Source organism: Streptosporangium sp. NPDC000509 (genome assembly GCF_042898365.1).
GTDB lineage: Bacteria > Actinomycetota > Actinomycetes > Streptosporangiales > Streptosporangiaceae > Streptosporangium.
In genome coordinates, this window is sequence record NZ_JBIAYX010000003.1 from 50,552 (window position 1) to 64,243 (window position 13,692).

Annotated in this window: 13 protein-coding genes; 4 read left to right on the forward strand and 9 right to left on the reverse strand. The window is 69.4% G+C overall.

From position 1 onward, the window contains the following. Nucleotide 1: 1 nt before the first annotated feature. From ACFY3D_RS06485 to ACFY3D_RS06495, 3 genes are all read right to left on the reverse strand, one after another. Entirely contained in the window at nucleotides 2–736 is a 735-nt protein-coding gene (locus ACFY3D_RS06485) for a sugar phosphate nucleotidyltransferase (protein ID WP_389975724.1), read from the reverse strand. A 106-nt stretch (nucleotides 737–842) separates the two neighbouring features. Then, nucleotides 843–1,466 (reverse strand): DUF5941 domain-containing protein, encoded by a 624-nt coding sequence (locus tag ACFY3D_RS06490; RefSeq protein WP_389975727.1) that lies wholly within the window; start codon nucleotides 1,464–1,466, stop codon nucleotides 843–845. A gap of 171 nt (nucleotides 1,467–1,637) precedes the next feature. Beyond that, nucleotides 1,638–3,182, reverse strand: coding sequence for a CDP-alcohol phosphatidyltransferase family protein (locus ACFY3D_RS06495; RefSeq protein WP_389975729.1), 1,545 nt, complete (start codon nucleotides 3,180–3,182; stop codon nucleotides 1,638–1,640). A gap of 155 nt (nucleotides 3,183–3,337) precedes the next feature. Here ACFY3D_RS06495 and ACFY3D_RS06500 point away from each other — a divergent pair, with 155 nt between their 5' ends. Then, nucleotides 3,338–4,717: an SDR family oxidoreductase gene (locus tag ACFY3D_RS06500; RefSeq protein WP_389975732.1), complete on the forward strand. Its 1,380-nt coding sequence runs from the start codon at nucleotides 3,338–3,340 to the stop codon at nucleotides 4,715–4,717. Here ACFY3D_RS06500 and ACFY3D_RS06505 read toward each other — a convergent pair whose 3' ends face one another. Continuing rightward, nucleotides 4,718–5,749 carry a glycosyltransferase family 2 protein gene (locus ACFY3D_RS06505; protein WP_389774259.1) on the reverse strand — a complete coding sequence of 344 codons (1,032 nt, stop codon included), beginning with the start codon at nucleotides 5,747–5,749 and terminating at the stop codon, nucleotides 4,718–4,720. It lies immediately after the preceding gene. Nucleotides 5,750–5,815: 66 nt separating this feature from the next. On the opposite strand from ACFY3D_RS06505, the gene ACFY3D_RS06510 reads away from it, so the two are divergent. The 3 genes from ACFY3D_RS06510 to ACFY3D_RS06520 all read left to right on the forward strand — a co-directional run bounded on the left by ACFY3D_RS06510 (nucleotide 5,816) and on the right by ACFY3D_RS06520 (nucleotide 8,462). After that, complete coding sequence (locus tag ACFY3D_RS06510) at nucleotides 5,816–7,309, forward strand: LCP family protein (protein WP_389975735.1); 1,494 nt, start codon at nucleotides 5,816–5,818, stop codon at nucleotides 7,307–7,309. A 57-nt stretch (nucleotides 7,310–7,366) separates the two neighbouring features. Continuing rightward, nucleotides 7,367–7,735 carry an STAS domain-containing protein gene (locus ACFY3D_RS06515; RefSeq protein WP_350946446.1) on the forward strand — a complete coding sequence of 123 codons (369 nt, stop codon included), beginning with the start codon at nucleotides 7,367–7,369 and terminating at the stop codon, nucleotides 7,733–7,735. Between the two features lie 331 nt (nucleotides 7,736–8,066). Continuing rightward, nucleotides 8,067–8,462: an STAS domain-containing protein gene (locus tag ACFY3D_RS06520; RefSeq protein WP_389975738.1), complete on the forward strand. Its 396-nt coding sequence runs from the start codon at nucleotides 8,067–8,069 to the stop codon at nucleotides 8,460–8,462. Between the two features lie 160 nt (nucleotides 8,463–8,622). Here ACFY3D_RS06520 and ACFY3D_RS06525 read toward each other — a convergent pair whose 3' ends face one another. From ACFY3D_RS06525 to ACFY3D_RS06545, 5 genes are all read right to left on the reverse strand, one after another. Next, on the reverse strand, nucleotides 8,623–9,597 hold the full coding sequence (locus ACFY3D_RS06525; protein ID WP_389975741.1) for a class I mannose-6-phosphate isomerase: 975 nt from the start codon (nucleotides 9,595–9,597) through the stop codon (nucleotides 8,623–8,625). Nucleotides 9,598–9,707: 110 nt separating this feature from the next. Beyond that, the gene (locus ACFY3D_RS06530) at nucleotides 9,708–10,913 is read right to left on the reverse strand and encodes an ADP-dependent glucokinase/phosphofructokinase (RefSeq protein ID WP_389975744.1); all 1,206 of its coding nucleotides are present in this window, start codon (nucleotides 10,911–10,913) and stop codon (nucleotides 9,708–9,710) included. 1 nt (nucleotide 10,914) lies between these two features. Continuing rightward, nucleotides 10,915–11,775: a ketose-bisphosphate aldolase gene (locus tag ACFY3D_RS06535; protein WP_389774161.1), complete on the reverse strand. Its 861-nt coding sequence runs from the start codon at nucleotides 11,773–11,775 to the stop codon at nucleotides 10,915–10,917. 67 nt (nucleotides 11,776–11,842) lie between these two features. Then, on the reverse strand, nucleotides 11,843–12,709 hold the full coding sequence (locus ACFY3D_RS06540; RefSeq protein WP_389975747.1) for a carbohydrate ABC transporter permease: 867 nt from the start codon (nucleotides 12,707–12,709) through the stop codon (nucleotides 11,843–11,845). Between the two features lies 1 nt (nucleotide 12,710). Then, on the reverse strand, nucleotides 12,711–13,664 hold the full coding sequence (locus ACFY3D_RS06545) for a sugar ABC transporter permease (protein WP_350946440.1): 954 nt from the start codon (nucleotides 13,662–13,664) through the stop codon (nucleotides 12,711–12,713). Nucleotides 13,665–13,692: the final 28 nt, after the last annotated feature.

The following is a 13,692-nucleotide window of genomic DNA, read 5'->3' on the forward strand; positions in this document are numbered from 1 at the left end:
GCTAGTATCGGCACGCGATCTCCCGCGCCCTGGCGAGGTCGTCGTGGTTGTCTACCTCGACCCACGGGACGTCGCCGATCGGAGCGACGGCGATCTTCTCACCGCGGGCGACGAGCTCCTGGTAGCCGTCCTCGTAGTAGAGCTGCGGGTCGCGCTCGAAGGTGGCCTGGAGGGCGTCGGCGAGGCGGTCACCGATGCCGGAACGGATGAGCGTGGCGCCGATGTACTCACCGGCGGCGGCGGCCGGGTCCATCAACTTGGTGATCAGCCGCAGGTGGCGGTCGTCGTCGAGGGTCACCTTCATCTCCTCGTCGGCGAGCTTCTTGACGTCGTCGACCGCGAGCAGGATGTCGCTGGTCACCGGCGCGGAGAGCAGCGTCTCCTCCACCGAGACGGGGTGCACCGTGTCACCGTTGACCAGGAGCACGCCCTGGTCGAAGTAGTCGCGCGCGCACCACAGGGAGTAGGCGTTGTTCCACTCCTCGGCCTTGTCGTTGTGCACGAGGGTGAGCTTCACACCGTGCCGCCGCTCCAGCTCGGCCTTGCGCTCGTGTACCGCCTGCGCCTGGTAGCCGACGATGACCACGACGTCACGAAGATCGGCCGCCGCGAGGTTGCGCAGCGAGATGTCCATGATCGTGGTGTCGCCGTCGACCGGCACGAGCGCCTTGGGCAGCGTGTCCGTGTACGGCCGCAGGCGTCGTCCAGCCCCGGCGGCCAGCACCATTCCCAGCAACGTGCACTCCTCATTCGGGTGAGAGCCTCCCGGCGGGCACTCCTAGGCCCCAAAGATTAGTTGCCTTCACGCCCTGATCGTGTAATTGGGCGTTCGCCGGGCGTTCTCAATCGTGGGCGCCGAGGTCGGCCGCGTCCACCCCGAACCTCGGGGCGGCCAGCCAGCAGGTGACACTTTCCCAGGAGAAGAGGCACCACAGGTAGAGCGAGAGCAGGGCGAACATCAGCGTGACCTGCCCGGCGAGCCCGCCGAGGGCGATGAGCAGCATCCGGCCGTCCCAGCCGAGGCCGGATGTGGCCAGCCAGGCGGGCGGGTAGACCCGCTGCCTCAGCCGATAGACGACGTCGTAGTGGTGGAAGGCCATCGCGCCGAGCAACATGAAGATCAGCCACGGCGGCACGTCGTGCGCGAAGCCCACCGAGGCCACGAAGCCGTACTCGGTGAGGCGCAGGATCGGCGGCACCAGCCAGTCGAGCCGGCCGTCGTGCGGATGGGAGCTGCCGGGACCGGCCAGCAGCAGCGCCACCGCCGGGGCGAACACCGCGGGTCCTTCGGTGCCGGCCACGCCGACGAGGAGCAGCACCCCGGTGACGAACATCCCGACGATCGCGGGCGGCAGCGGCGGGAGTTGCCCGGCCACCATGGCGCCCATGCCCCTCGACAGCACCCCGTCGTCCCGGTAGGCGACCACGGCGCTCCGCGGCACCGGCGCCATATGCACAGAAATCATGATCGCACCTGCTTCTTCCACTTACCTGAGGGTCGCCTGACGGGAGATCCGTCCGGGTGAGGGGAGACCCGAGGCGAGATTCGTCCCGGGTGAGGAGAGACCCGAGGACGGATTCGTCCCTCGTCCGGCGGGACATCCGTCCCCGCCGGTCATCGCGCCCGCGGCCTCCGGTCATCGGCTGAGCGATCTGCCGGTCCGGCCGGAGAGGACGTAGAGGGCCGCGATCCCACCCCAGACCAGCAGCGCGACGAAGGTCACCCGGGCGTTGAAGAAGGCCGCGGTCACCGCGATCAGGGCCATCCGTTCCCCGATGGGCAACACGATGATCTTCTTGAACCAGCGGGTGGGCGACGCCTTCTCCATGGTCCGCGAGAGCCACAGGATCGGGTTGCCGCCTCCTGTCCGGGCGTCGTCCGCGGCGGCCGCCCTGCTCAGCGAGTCCGTCCTCCCCAGCGAGCCCGCCGCCCTGGTCCAGGCCGCGCCCACCCGGCTCGCGTCGGCCCGCGCGCCCGCGTACGAGAAGTCGATCATGTGGCGGAGCATCTGCAGGATCATCGCGGCCACCGCGAGCGCCCAGATGCCGTCAGGGCCGCCACCCGCGACGTCCGCCCCCGCCGCGTATCCGACGGCGAGGCCCAGGTAGACGGCGTACTCCTTGACACGGTCGAAGGTGGCGTCCAGCCACGCCCCGAGCGGCGAGAAGGTGCGGGTGTAGCGGGCGAGCTGCCCGTCGACGCAGTCGAGCACGAACGACAGGTAGAGCAGGACCGCTCCCGCGATCAGCCCCGGCCTGGTGCCCTCGGAGAACCAGACCGCCGCGAGCGCGGCGAGACCGACGGATATGCCGGTGACCGCGTTCGGGGTCAGGCCGAGCCCGGTGATCGGCTTCAGCAGGTGCCTGGACCAGGAGCTCACCGCGTACGTGGCGAAGAAGCCGTCGTCGCTCTTGACCGCGGCGTCCAGCCTGGCCTCGTTCTCGTCGACCTCGGCCAGCCGGGGCACGGCCACGTCGGCGTCCGCCTGCACGGTCATCCGGTCGGCGTGGAGGCGGCCGAGTCTCGCCGCCCGCACCTGGACGCCGGAGCGGACGAGGCCGACCAGGAGCAGGCCGGGGACCTCGCCGCCTTCCATCGGGCCGAAGCCGCCCGCCTCGGCGAGCTCGGCGAGCGTCTCGGTGGTCTCGGCGAAGCCCGCGAGGTCGGGCACGCCGACCTGGAGCGCGCCCCTGAAGGTGCCGTTGGTCTCGCCCACCTCGTGGAAGGAGGTGCCCGCGGCCACCACCGACCTGCCCTCGATCCTGACCGGCGGTCGCGTCGGCCCCGGCGGCTCGTCCTTTCCACCCACCAGCGCGCAGGTGTCGCGGGCCGGGTGCTCCACGAGCATGGCCAGCGCCTCGGTGTGCGCCACCAGGTCACCGGCGACCACCAGCACCGGCCCGACGGACGAGCGGGCCGCCTTCGCGACCCTGCGCAGGTCGTCGGCGAGCCCTTTCGGCCCCTCCGTCCCGATCATGTGGGTGCCGCCCGGCACGTGGATGATGTCACTGGAACGGGCCATCACGTGCACATCCCGTACGGGAAGCGTGGCGAGCTGGCCGGTCAGCCTGTCGAGGAGCGTCCCGGCGGGACATCGCAGGTCGGACGCCTCGGTGGTGGCGAGCACGACCGCGACCGCCTGCGAGGCGTCGGACGAGACGGTGGCGCGAGAGTCAGGCAATCCGGGCTCCTTCGTATCCGACGGGATCACCGTACGAATCGGGGAGTGCGCACTCAGCGTAGCTAGATCTTGACGGGATAGCACGGGAGCACGCCGGACGATCAGGGACACACCCATTACGCTCGCCATACCCGAACTGTCAAAGGAATCCGATCGTGGCCGAACGTGAACCGCGTCCCCGAACCGTCGGTGTGGTCCTGGCGGGCGGCGTCGGCCGACGCGTCGGCCACGACACCCCCAAACAACTGCTGGAGATAGCGGGCAGGACGATCCTCGAACACACCCTCGCCCTGTTCCAGGAGGCACCGGAGATCGACGAGATCATCGTCCTGATGGCGCCCGGCTTCACCGGCGAGGTGGAGCGGATCGTCGAGCGCAACGGCTTCACGAAGGTCGGCAGGATCCTGGAGGGCGGCGCGAGCCGCCCGGAGACCACCTGGCGGGCGCTGCAGGCCCTGGGCGCGCAGGAGTGCCACGTGCTGCTGCACGACGCCGTACGGCCGCTGGCGGACAGAAGGATCATCGCCGACTGCGTCGAGGCGCTGAGGACCTTCTCGGCGGTCGAGGTGGCGATCCCGAGTTCCGACACGATCGTGGTGACCTCGCCGGGGCCGCACGGGGAGATCGTCAGTGACGTCCCCGACCGTGCCCGCCTGCGCCGCGTCCAGACCCCGCAGTGTTTCCGGCTCTCGGTGATCCGCGAGGCGTACGAGCGCGCCTTCGCCGATCCCGGCTTCGGCGACCGGTCGGCCACCGACGACTGCGGCGTGGTGCTGCGCTACCTGCCCGACGTGCCGATCCACGTGGTGCCGGGCAGCGAGCGGAACATGAAGGTCACGCACCCGGTGGACCTCTTCGTCGCCGACAGGCTCCTCAGGCTCGCCGCGAGCGAGGTTCCCTCCCGCTCGGACACCGCCCTGCGCGAGACGCTGGAGGGCAGGACCGTGGTGGTCTTCCGCGCGGACGACGGCGCCGGCGCCGAGGTGGCGCGACTCGCCGGAGAGTACGGCGCCCGGGTGTTCCCCTTCCCCGGATCACCGGCCCCCGGCGAAGTGCGCGTGGACGACCCCCGGGCGGTGGCCGACGCGCTCGCCCGGGTCGTCAAGGAGACGGGCGGTATCGACTACGTGATCAGCGCGGCGGGCACGCCACCACAGGGCAGGCTCGACGCGGTGGACGACGCCACGATCGCCGGGACCGTGAACGCGGACCACCTCGGTCCCGTCACCGTCGCCAGGGCGGCGCTCCCCCACCTCCGCGAGACACGGGGACAGCTGCTGTTCCACTCCCCCTCTCCCGGTGGGGACGGGGCGGGCGAGGGCCTGCGCTCCTTCGCGGGAGCCGCCGTGGCCGGGCTGACCCTCGCTCTCGCCAGGGAGTGGACGGAGTACGGGATTCGGGTCAACTGCGTGGAACCCGGACGGGCCGGAGCCGCGACGCCGACGGGCCCGTCCTCCTCGCACACCGTCGCCCGCACCTCACTGGACGTGCTCGCCTCCGGCGTCACCGGTCAGGTGATCGACTCCCGTCCTTGATCAGCCGCCCGCGTGGCCGGGCTTTCCCAGCCTTCTCGGGCTGGTGAGGAAACCCCAGCCCCACGACATGTGCATGGTGACGTAGACCAGCGGCAGCCGGACGAGCGCCGGGGTGGGCAGGCCGCTGCCGGTGATCGCGGAACCGGCGAGGATCGCCGCCAGGTAGCCGCCGGGGATCAACAGCCCCGGCCAGAAGAACGGGGAGACCACCAGGCCCGCCAGGATGGCGAGCACGGCGAGCGGAGGCGCCAGGTAACGCAGGTTGATCGTGCCCTCGTGGGTGCGGGCGACCACCCTGCGCCAGCGGCCGTAGTGGAAGTACTGCTTGGCGAGGGCCTTGAGGTTGGGCCTCGGCCGGTAGGAGACGCGCATCCGGGGCTGGAACCAGACCAGGCCGCCCGACTCGCGGATGCGGTGGTTCATCTCCCAGTCCTGGGCGCGCTGGAAGTGTTCGTCGTAGCCGCCGACCCGCTCCAGCGCGGCGCGGCGGAACACACCGAGGTAGACCGTGTCGGCCGGGCCGGCGGTGCCGCCGGTGTGGAACCGGGCGCCGCCGACACCGATCTTGGACGTCATCGCGCGGGCCACGGCCTGCTCGAAGGGAGTGACGCCCTCGGCCGCCATCACGCCGCCCACGTTGTCGGCGCCGGTCTCCTCAAGGGTCTCCACCGCGACCTGGAGGTAGTCCTCGGGGAGCATCGCGTGGCCGTCCACCCTCGCGATGATCGAGTTACCGGACGCGGCGATCGCCGCGTTGAGCGCGTTGGGAGTGCGGCCGGTCGGGTTGGGAACGACGATCACCCGAGGGTCGGCGGCGGCGATTTCGTCGGCGACTTCCTGGGTACGGTCGTGGGAGGGGCCGATCGCGAGCACGACCTCGATCGGTCCCGCGTATCGCTGCGACAGCACCTGACGCACCGCCTCCCTCAGATGGCGCTCCTCGTTCAGCACCGGGATGACGATGGAGATGGGGGGCCAGACACGTGTCTCGGAAGACGACGCCGGCGAGGGCGAGTCGGGGAACTGCTTCATGGCGTCGCTCACGCTACTGTACGAACGGGTACCTCATCGACCCAGCTGGAGCCTAGGGGGCCATGCATGCGCGACCCGGAGGAGGATTCGGGTGTGCACGTGGGCGGTGACGCCTACGGAAGCGTCCGGGTGGACCCGAGGCGTGTTCGCAGGTCGGCGAGGGGCGCCCGCACCAGGCGGCGCGGCCTGGTGATCGCCGGCGCGCTCTCCTGCCTGGTCCTGGGCAGTTCTGGAGTGACCTGGGCGTTGACCAACTACGCCACGGAGAAGATCGAGGCGGTCGACGCCGGGGTCCAGGGATCGCGGTCGAGCACCGGCGCGATGAACATCCTGGTGGTCGGGGTCGACAAGCGTGACAACCTCACCCGCAAACAGCAGAACCAGCTCAAGCTGGGCCGCGAGACCGGCGAGCGCACCGACACCATGATGGTGATCCACGTGTCGGAGGACCACCGCAAGGTCACCGTGGTCAGCCTCCCCCGCGACACCTGGACGGCGATTCCCGGCAACGGCGAGCACAAGATCAACGCCGCCTACCAGTTCGGCGGCCCGAAGCTCACGACGCGCACGGTGCAGGCCGTCACCGGCCTGACCATCCATCACTACGTCGAGGTCAACGTGCTGGGGTTCATCGAGGTGGTCGACGCCCTCGGCGGCATCTCGGTCTGCACCCCGGTCCCGATCAACGACCCGAAGACCGCGCTCAACCTGCAGCCGGGCACATACTCCTTCGACGGCGTCAAGGCGCTCGCCTACGCCCGCACCCGCGCCACCGCCCGCTCCGACCTCGACCGCATCGACCGCCAGCAGCAGGTGATCTCCGCGTTGCTGAACCAGGCGCTCAGCGGTGAGACGCTGACCAACCCGGTGAGGCTCGCCTCGTTCGTCGACACGGCTCTCGACACGATCCGGGTGGACGACGCGCTCCGCGGGGACCTGCTCGGCCTGGCCGACCAGCTCAAGGACGTCTCCACCGACGACGTGACCTTCGCCACGGTCCCGCTCGCGGACGTCGACTACAAGACGCCGACCGGCGAGTCCGCCGTCCTCTGGGACAAAGCGGCGGCCAAGGAGTTGTTCCGCAGGATCGCCGCCGACGAGACGCTCGTCAAGCCCTCCAAGCCCCCTAAGGCCACGCCCACCCCGACGGCCTCCCCCTCGGCTCCCGCGCTGACCGTCGCGCCCTCGCGGATCGCCCTCACCGTGCTCAACGGCACCACGATCACGGGGCTGGGCGCGCAGACCAGGGCGGACCTGCAGAGGGTCGGCTTCCTGGTGCCCGAGATCCCCGGCAACACCCCGCAGAAGGACTTCGACAAGACCGTCATCCGGTACGGCCCCGGCCGCGAGGACTCGGCACACACCGTCGCCGCCGCGCTGCCCGGAGCGGACCTGCGCCCGGTGGAGAGCCTCGGTGACAAGATCGAGGTGGTCGTCGGCCGGAAACACGAGCGGGCGAAGAAGGTCACCGTGCAGGAGACCGCCGCGCCTACAGCGGCCGCCACCCCTACCGCGACTCCGACAGCAAGAACAGCGACCGACAATATCTGCAAAAAGTGAGCTACGTGCATAACAACCTTCTGCCAGGGAAGCTGAAAAGGCACGGAGGTGATGATCGTGATCTCGACATTCGACGTTCAGACGTGGCGCAGTGGCACCTGTGTGGTCGTACAGGCGGCGGGCGAGCTCGACATGGCCGTGGCTCCGCGGTTGCGCGCGGAGATCGACCACGCCCTGGAGGACGCCGGAACCCCGAACCTGGTGCTGGACCTGACGGGCGTGCCGTTCTGCGACTCGGTGGGGCTGGGGGTCATCGTGGGCACGCTCACCCGGATCAAGGAGGCCCACGGTCACCTCATGCTGGTGGTGAGCCCCGGCATGATCACACATCTGTTGACGATCACGAATCTCGACAGGCACTTCGAGACGCGAGCCACCCTGCGCGACGCACTCGACGCCATGGCCCCGAGCCATTCCGCGGGCTGAATCCGCCCAGCTCAGGCCCGCTTTCCCACCCGGCGCAGGGCCCTCTCCCGCCACTCGGGAACCGCCCTGACGAGCCTTCGGGGACACGGCTACAAAGCTGTTTCCTTGAATAGCTGGCACATATCCAGGTTGGCATCTACACTTCGCTTCGAAGCTACACGATCACGGAAAGCGATGGTTCGCACCGTTAGGGAGTATCGTGGCTTCAGATCGTCCATCCCCTCCGCGCCCGCACGACGCGGCCAGGGAGGCGGCGAGCTGAGGCCAGGCGTCCGAGCGACACCCCCTGGCCGGATACGTACATTCACGTCAGCCTGCAGGGAAGTGGGCGATGAACGCACTGCAACTCACGAGCGAGCACGCCGATGGCTTCGTGGTCATCACGGTGGCCGGTGAGCTCGACCTCGCCACCAGACCGAAACTGTCGGTCTTCACCCAGGACGTCATCGACGCCTGCCCCGGTACGGTCATCATCGACCTGTCAGGCGTCACCTTCATCGACGCCTGCGGCCTGAGCGCGCTGATCGCCATCAGGCGGCACGCGCGCGAACGGGACACACCTCTGCTCCTGGCCGGAGCCCCGCCCGTGGTTCTCAAGCTCCTGAAGCTCACGAACCTCGACGCGTCCTTCACCGTGGTCTCCCGCTCGGGAGCGATGAGCCCTCCGCCGGGCTGTCCCGAGGCCGCCTCACACCCCCAGGCGGCCTCCCCTCTCGCCGACCGGTAGAAGCCGGCCCACACCGCCGCCCGACCGGAGAGGTTTTCCGCCCGGGATCGACTACTCCTCCCGGGTCGGGCGACTCCCCGTTCACCAGGGCCGGGTCGAAGATCCGCGAAGTCCGCGGATGGTCAGGGCACTCGATGTGGGTCGGCCCGCGGTCATGTCCTCAGCCCGACGGCGGACGGTGGGGAGCGGTGGGCGCCGACATGTGGATCACCTCGATCTCGCCGTCCAGGAGAAGCGGGCCGGCCGCGTACGGAACCAGCAGCGTGTCCCCCCTCCTGAGCGACAGGTCGTCCTTCCCGCCGGTCAGCCTTCCCATGCCCGACACCGCGACCAGGACGCCGAACCCCTGGTCCAGGCGGTCGCCGCCGCGCACGCGGCGGGCGGAGAAGAACTCGTCGGCGGCCTCGGGCAGCAGTCGCGCCGGAGTGCCCCGAAGCCCGTCCAGGCGCGACGGCGTCCACGCGCCGCGGTCGACGCAGCCCAGGGCGAGGTCGTAGTCGAGGCCGAGGTGGCCGTCCGACAGGCCGAAGCCCTCGTACTCCAGCAGTACGGAGAAGTCGGTCGGCTCCTGGATCTCGACCAGCAGGATGCCGTCGCCGATCGCGTGCGGCAGTCCTGCCGGGCAGAGGATCGCGTCACCGGCCGCGACCGGGACCTTGTTGGTGGCGGCGAGCATCCGCTCGGTCTCCTGGCCCGCCACCCAACCGGCCAGCTCGCCGGCCTCCACGTCCCGGGCGAAACCCAGGTGGACGTACGCGTCGGGCCGCGCGGAGACGATCACCCATGCCTCGGTCTTCCCGTAGGGCGAGGCCAGGTGCGCGTTCGCGAAACGGCGGTCGGGGTGCACGTGCAACGGCAGCCGCTGCCCGGCGTCGAGCAGCTTCACCAGCACGCCGGTGTCGGTGCGCCCGGGACCGAGCCACCAGGCGGGGTCGGCGGCGATCGCCTCGGCCAGCACCCGGCCGTCCCGCAGGGTGGACAGCCCAGAAGGGGCGAGCCCGAACCTGCTGGTCACCGAGCCCACCCAGTCCTCGGGGCGATCGGGCAGCGCCGGTGCGCCGCGGAACTCCGCGATCCGGCCTGCGCCGCGGTAGAACGTCTCCGGCTGGTTGGCGGACAGTATCTCGATGGTCATCGGGCCTCCTTACGAGCCGGCGTGACGGGAGACGGTCATCGGTTTTCCATACGTGCCGGCGCGGCGGGAGACCGTCGGTTCTCCGTGCGCGCCGGCGCGGCGAGCGATGGTCATCGGCGCTCCTCGCGGGCCAGCGCGGCGAGAAAGCCCCCGACGAACGTGTCCCCCAGCCCGACGGTCGTGGGGTTCTGGACGTCGAGCGAGAATCCCGGGACGCAGTGGACGGTGTCGCCCATCCGCTCGTGCAACGCCCTCGCGAAGGCGACGGACTCGATCCTTCGCGGTCGTCGGCGCAGCCGGTCGACGTCCTCGCCGGTGAAGTCGTCACCGTGGCAGTAGCGGGTCGCGGCCATCACGGTGCCGGTGTCGAGGGCGTCGGCGTACTCGCCCGCGCCTTCCCCGAACGCCGCCGCCCAGTACTTCGTGTGCAGCACCAGCGTCGGCACCGGGATGAGCGCGCGGACCGCCGTGAGCGCGGCGGCGACGTCCTCCGCCGAGAGCAGGTCGACCTGGCGTCCGAGGTACGACTGCATCTCGTCCTCGTTCAGCCCGTACACGTCGATCTCGTCGAGCAGCGCGTCCCTGACCCGGTGGCTGAAGGCGGGCTCGTGGTACGCCGCGTCCTCGAAGTAGGTCACCGCCCCCGGCGGCAGCCGCCGCATGTGTGAGCGCAGCTCGGCGAGCCGCCGGTCGAGCTCCGCCTCGTCCTGCATCGCGTTGAGGCCCGAGATGAGAAAGACCTCCGCCTTGGCGAGCCGGTCGCCCAGGTCGTCGGTGAGCAGCATGTCGCCGTTGGCCGGGTCGTTGACGTAGATCAGCCGGTTCGGGAACGGCGCGGTGATGTCGAGGTCACCGCTCCGGATTCGCAGGCCCTGGTCGTACTGGACGATCAGGTGGGGGTAGAAGGTGTCCTCGACGCCGCTGGAGACGTAGTCACCGTCCGCCGGCAGCAGCCGCCGGATCGTGTCGTTCACGCTGACCAGGTGGAGCGTCGACGGCACACCCAGCCGGCTCATCAGGATCCCGGCCCGCACCGAGGTGCCGCCCAGGGTCGCCCGGTAGGGGAAACGGTCGGCGAAGGCCTCGAGCGCCGGGGCGGAGGCGACGAAGTGCTCGCCACCACGGCCCCGGGCCACGTATCCGAGAATGGACACCACGAGGTCCCGCTCGCCGGTCACGGTGGCCGGCGGCGACGCCGGTTCGGCGGCGGCGATGCCGTAGTCGGCGACCAGCCGCTCCAGGACGCCGGCGGTGAGCGTCAACTCGTAGTCGACGCAACCGCCGAGGCCGAGAACCACACGGGAGGCGTCGGCCATGTCAGTAGAGCGAGCCCTTGCCGGCGGCGCCGAACAGGTCGATCTTGTGGGCGGCGACCACCTTCATCGCCTCGACGCACGCGGGCTGGATGCTGTTCGGCTCGCGCAGCTTTCCGTCGGCGAGCATCTCGCGCATCTTGTCGTGGTACGCGACCTTGATGTCACTGGAGATGTTGATCTTGTTGATGCCGATCCGCGCGGCCTCGGCGATCTCGTCGTCCGGGTTGCCGGAGCCGCCGTGCAGCACGAGCGGAATCGGCAGCCGGCTCTTGATCTCCTTGAGCAGGTCGAGCTTCAGCTCGGGCTTCAGGTGCGCCGGGTAGATGCCGTGGTAGGTGCCGATCGCGATGGCGAGACTGTCCGCGCCGGTGACCTCGACGAAGGTGACCGCGTCGTCCGGATCGGTGTAGATGATCGTGTCGGCGCCCTCCTCGGCCTCGCCGTCGGTCGCACCGATCGTGCCGAGTTCGGCCTCCACGGAGATGCCGAGGGCGTGCGCGGAGTCGGCGACCCGCTTGGAGATGGCGATGTTCTCGTCGAACGGCTTCAGCGAGGCGTCGATCATCACGGAGGTGAAGCCGTACTGGATCGCCTGCAGGATCTGCTCGTAGGTGGCGCCGTGGTCCCAGTGGATCGCGACCGGGACGCTCGCGTTGTGCGAGCGCTCGATGATGCCGGTGATCATCTCGCGGCCGATGTGCCGCGCCTCGTCGGGGTGGATCCCGACGATCAGCGGCGCGTTCTTCTCCTCGCTGATCTCCACGATGCCCTTGAACATCGCCCAGTCGCTGATGTTGAACGCGGGCACGGCGAAACTGTGCTCGTTGGCGACGTCCAGAATCGCCTTGCCGGTCGTCAGCATTTCGGTTTTTCTCCTTATAAATGGGGGTGTGTCTGGTTACTGGGGGGTGTTCAGCGGCCCGGAGGGATCAGGCCTTGACGGCGCCGGCGGTGAGCCCGCCGATGAACCGCCGCTGGAAGAGAAGGAAGAGGATGAGAACGGGGATGGAGCCGAGGATGCTCATCGCCATCATCTGGTTCCACTCGTAGGAGTGCTGGCCCATGAGCAGCTGGATGCCGATCGGCACCGTGCGCATGTCGTTGGTGCGGGTCAGCGTGAGCGCGAACAGATACTCGTTCCACGAGATCATGAACGTGTAGATCCCGACCGCGATCAGACCGGGCACCGAGACCGGCACCAGGATCCGCCACAGCGCGGTCCAGCCGGTACCGCCGTCGACCTTGACCGACTCGTCCAGCTCGCGCGGCAGCGTGTTCAGGTACGCGGTGATCATGATGATCGCGTACGGGAGGGTGAACACCATGTGCGTGAGGATGAGGCCGGGATAGGTGTTGTACAGGCCGAGCCCGACGACGAGCCCGAAGTACGGGATGACGAGCGTGATCGGCGGCACCGCCTGGACGCTGACGATCACGGCGTTGATGGTCCGCTGGAACGGGAACGTGAAGCGGCTGAACGCGTACCCGGCCAGGATCGCCACCAGGAGCGTGAGGACCGTCACCGCGAGGGCGACGATGTAGCTGTTGAGGAAGAACCGCAGCTGCTCGCCGTTGCCCAGGATCTCGCGGTAGGCGTCCAGCGAGAAACCCTCGGTGATCAGCTGCGGCGGGCTCTGGAAGACCTCTCCGTTCCCCTTGAACGAGGTGGAGAGCATCCACAGGACCGGCAGGACGGCGAACAGCGCGCCGAGGACGAGTCCCGTGACGACCCCGGCCTTCGCGAGGGTGTGCCGCGTCTTGACGGTCATCTTGACGCTGCTCTTGAGGGTGGCCATCTCACCGCTCCCTTTGCTGGCGTACGTAGAAGAAGGCCAGGACCATCGTGAGCAGCAGTACGACCACGGCGGCCGCGGACGCGGTCGCGAACTCGTACTCGCTGAAGGCCTGCTTGTAGGTGTAGGTGCTGAGCATCTCGGTGGTGTTCAGCGGCCCGCCGCCGGTCATCATCCAGATCAGCGCGAACTGCTGGGACGTCCAGATCAGGTCGAGCACCGCCATGCCGATGATCACCGGCCGCAGCTGCGGGAGCGTCACGTTCAGGAAGCGCCGGAGCGGGTTCGCCCCGTCCACCGCGGCCGCCTCGTACAGGTCGGCGGGGATGCCCTGCAACCCGGCGAGCAGGCTGATCATGAAGAACGGATAGCCGGACCAGATGTTGACGAAGGTGACCGCCCAGAGCGCCGTGCTCGGGTCACCGAGCCAGTTCACACCCTCCTGGATGAGGCCCAGCGTCTGCAGCACGTAGTTGACCACGCCGGCCGGGTCGAGCAGCAGCCGCCAGATGACCGCGATCACCGCGATCGTGAACAACCAGGGCAGGATGTAGACGATCCGGAAGACGGCCTTCGCGACCCCGCCCAGCAGCCGCGTGTTGAGCATCATCGCGAAGGCGAGGCCGAGGACGAGGTGGGCCACGGTGCTGACCGAGATGAAGATCGCGGTGTTCTTCAGCGCGGCCAGGAAGTCCGGGTCGGTGAGCACCTTGGCGTAGTTGGCGAACCCGGCGAACACCGAGTTCTCCTGGATGATCACGTTGTCCCGGAACGAGTAGCCGACCACCATGACGATGGGGACCACCATCAGGAGCACGATCAGCAGGATCGTGGGGGACAGATAGCCGTACGGGACCAGGCGCCGGGCCGGGGTGGAGCGGTCGCGGCCGGGGGCGGCCCGCCCTGGCGGCGGCGCGCTCTCCGGCGCGGTCATGGGTTCGACTTGCGCCGATGTCATCGCTGTCTCCTTGGTCAGGCGCCGCGCC

Excerpts from the sequence above, each read along its gene's own strand:
- ACFY3D_RS06490 (WP_389975727.1), bottom strand. The coding sequence starts at position 1,466 with ATGATTTCTGTGCATATGGCGCCGGTGCCGCGGAGCGCCGTGGTCGCC.
- ACFY3D_RS06505 (WP_389774259.1), bottom strand. The coding sequence starts at position 5,749 with ATGAAGCAGTTCCCCGACTCGCCCTCGCCGGCGTCGTCTTCCGAGACA.
- ACFY3D_RS06510 (WP_389975735.1), top strand. The coding sequence starts at position 5,816 with ATGCGCGACCCGGAGGAGGATTCGGGTGTGCACGTGGGCGGTGACGCC.
- ACFY3D_RS06520 (WP_389975738.1), top strand. The coding sequence starts at position 8,067 with ATGAACGCACTGCAACTCACGAGCGAGCACGCCGATGGCTTCGTGGTC.
- ACFY3D_RS06525 (WP_389975741.1), bottom strand. The coding sequence starts at position 9,597 with ATGACCATCGAGATACTGTCCGCCAACCAGCCGGAGACGTTCTACCGC.
- ACFY3D_RS06530 (WP_389975744.1), bottom strand. The coding sequence starts at position 10,913 with ATGGCCGACGCCTCCCGTGTGGTTCTCGGCCTCGGCGGTTGCGTCGAC.
- ACFY3D_RS06535 (WP_389774161.1), bottom strand. The coding sequence starts at position 11,775 with ATGCTGACGACCGGCAAGGCGATTCTGGACGTCGCCAACGAGCACAGT.
- ACFY3D_RS06540 (WP_389975747.1), bottom strand. The coding sequence starts at position 12,709 with ATGGCCACCCTCAAGAGCAGCGTCAAGATGACCGTCAAGACGCGGCAC.
- ACFY3D_RS06545 (WP_350946440.1), bottom strand. The coding sequence starts at position 13,664 with ATGACATCGGCGCAAGTCGAACCCATGACCGCGCCGGAGAGCGCGCCG.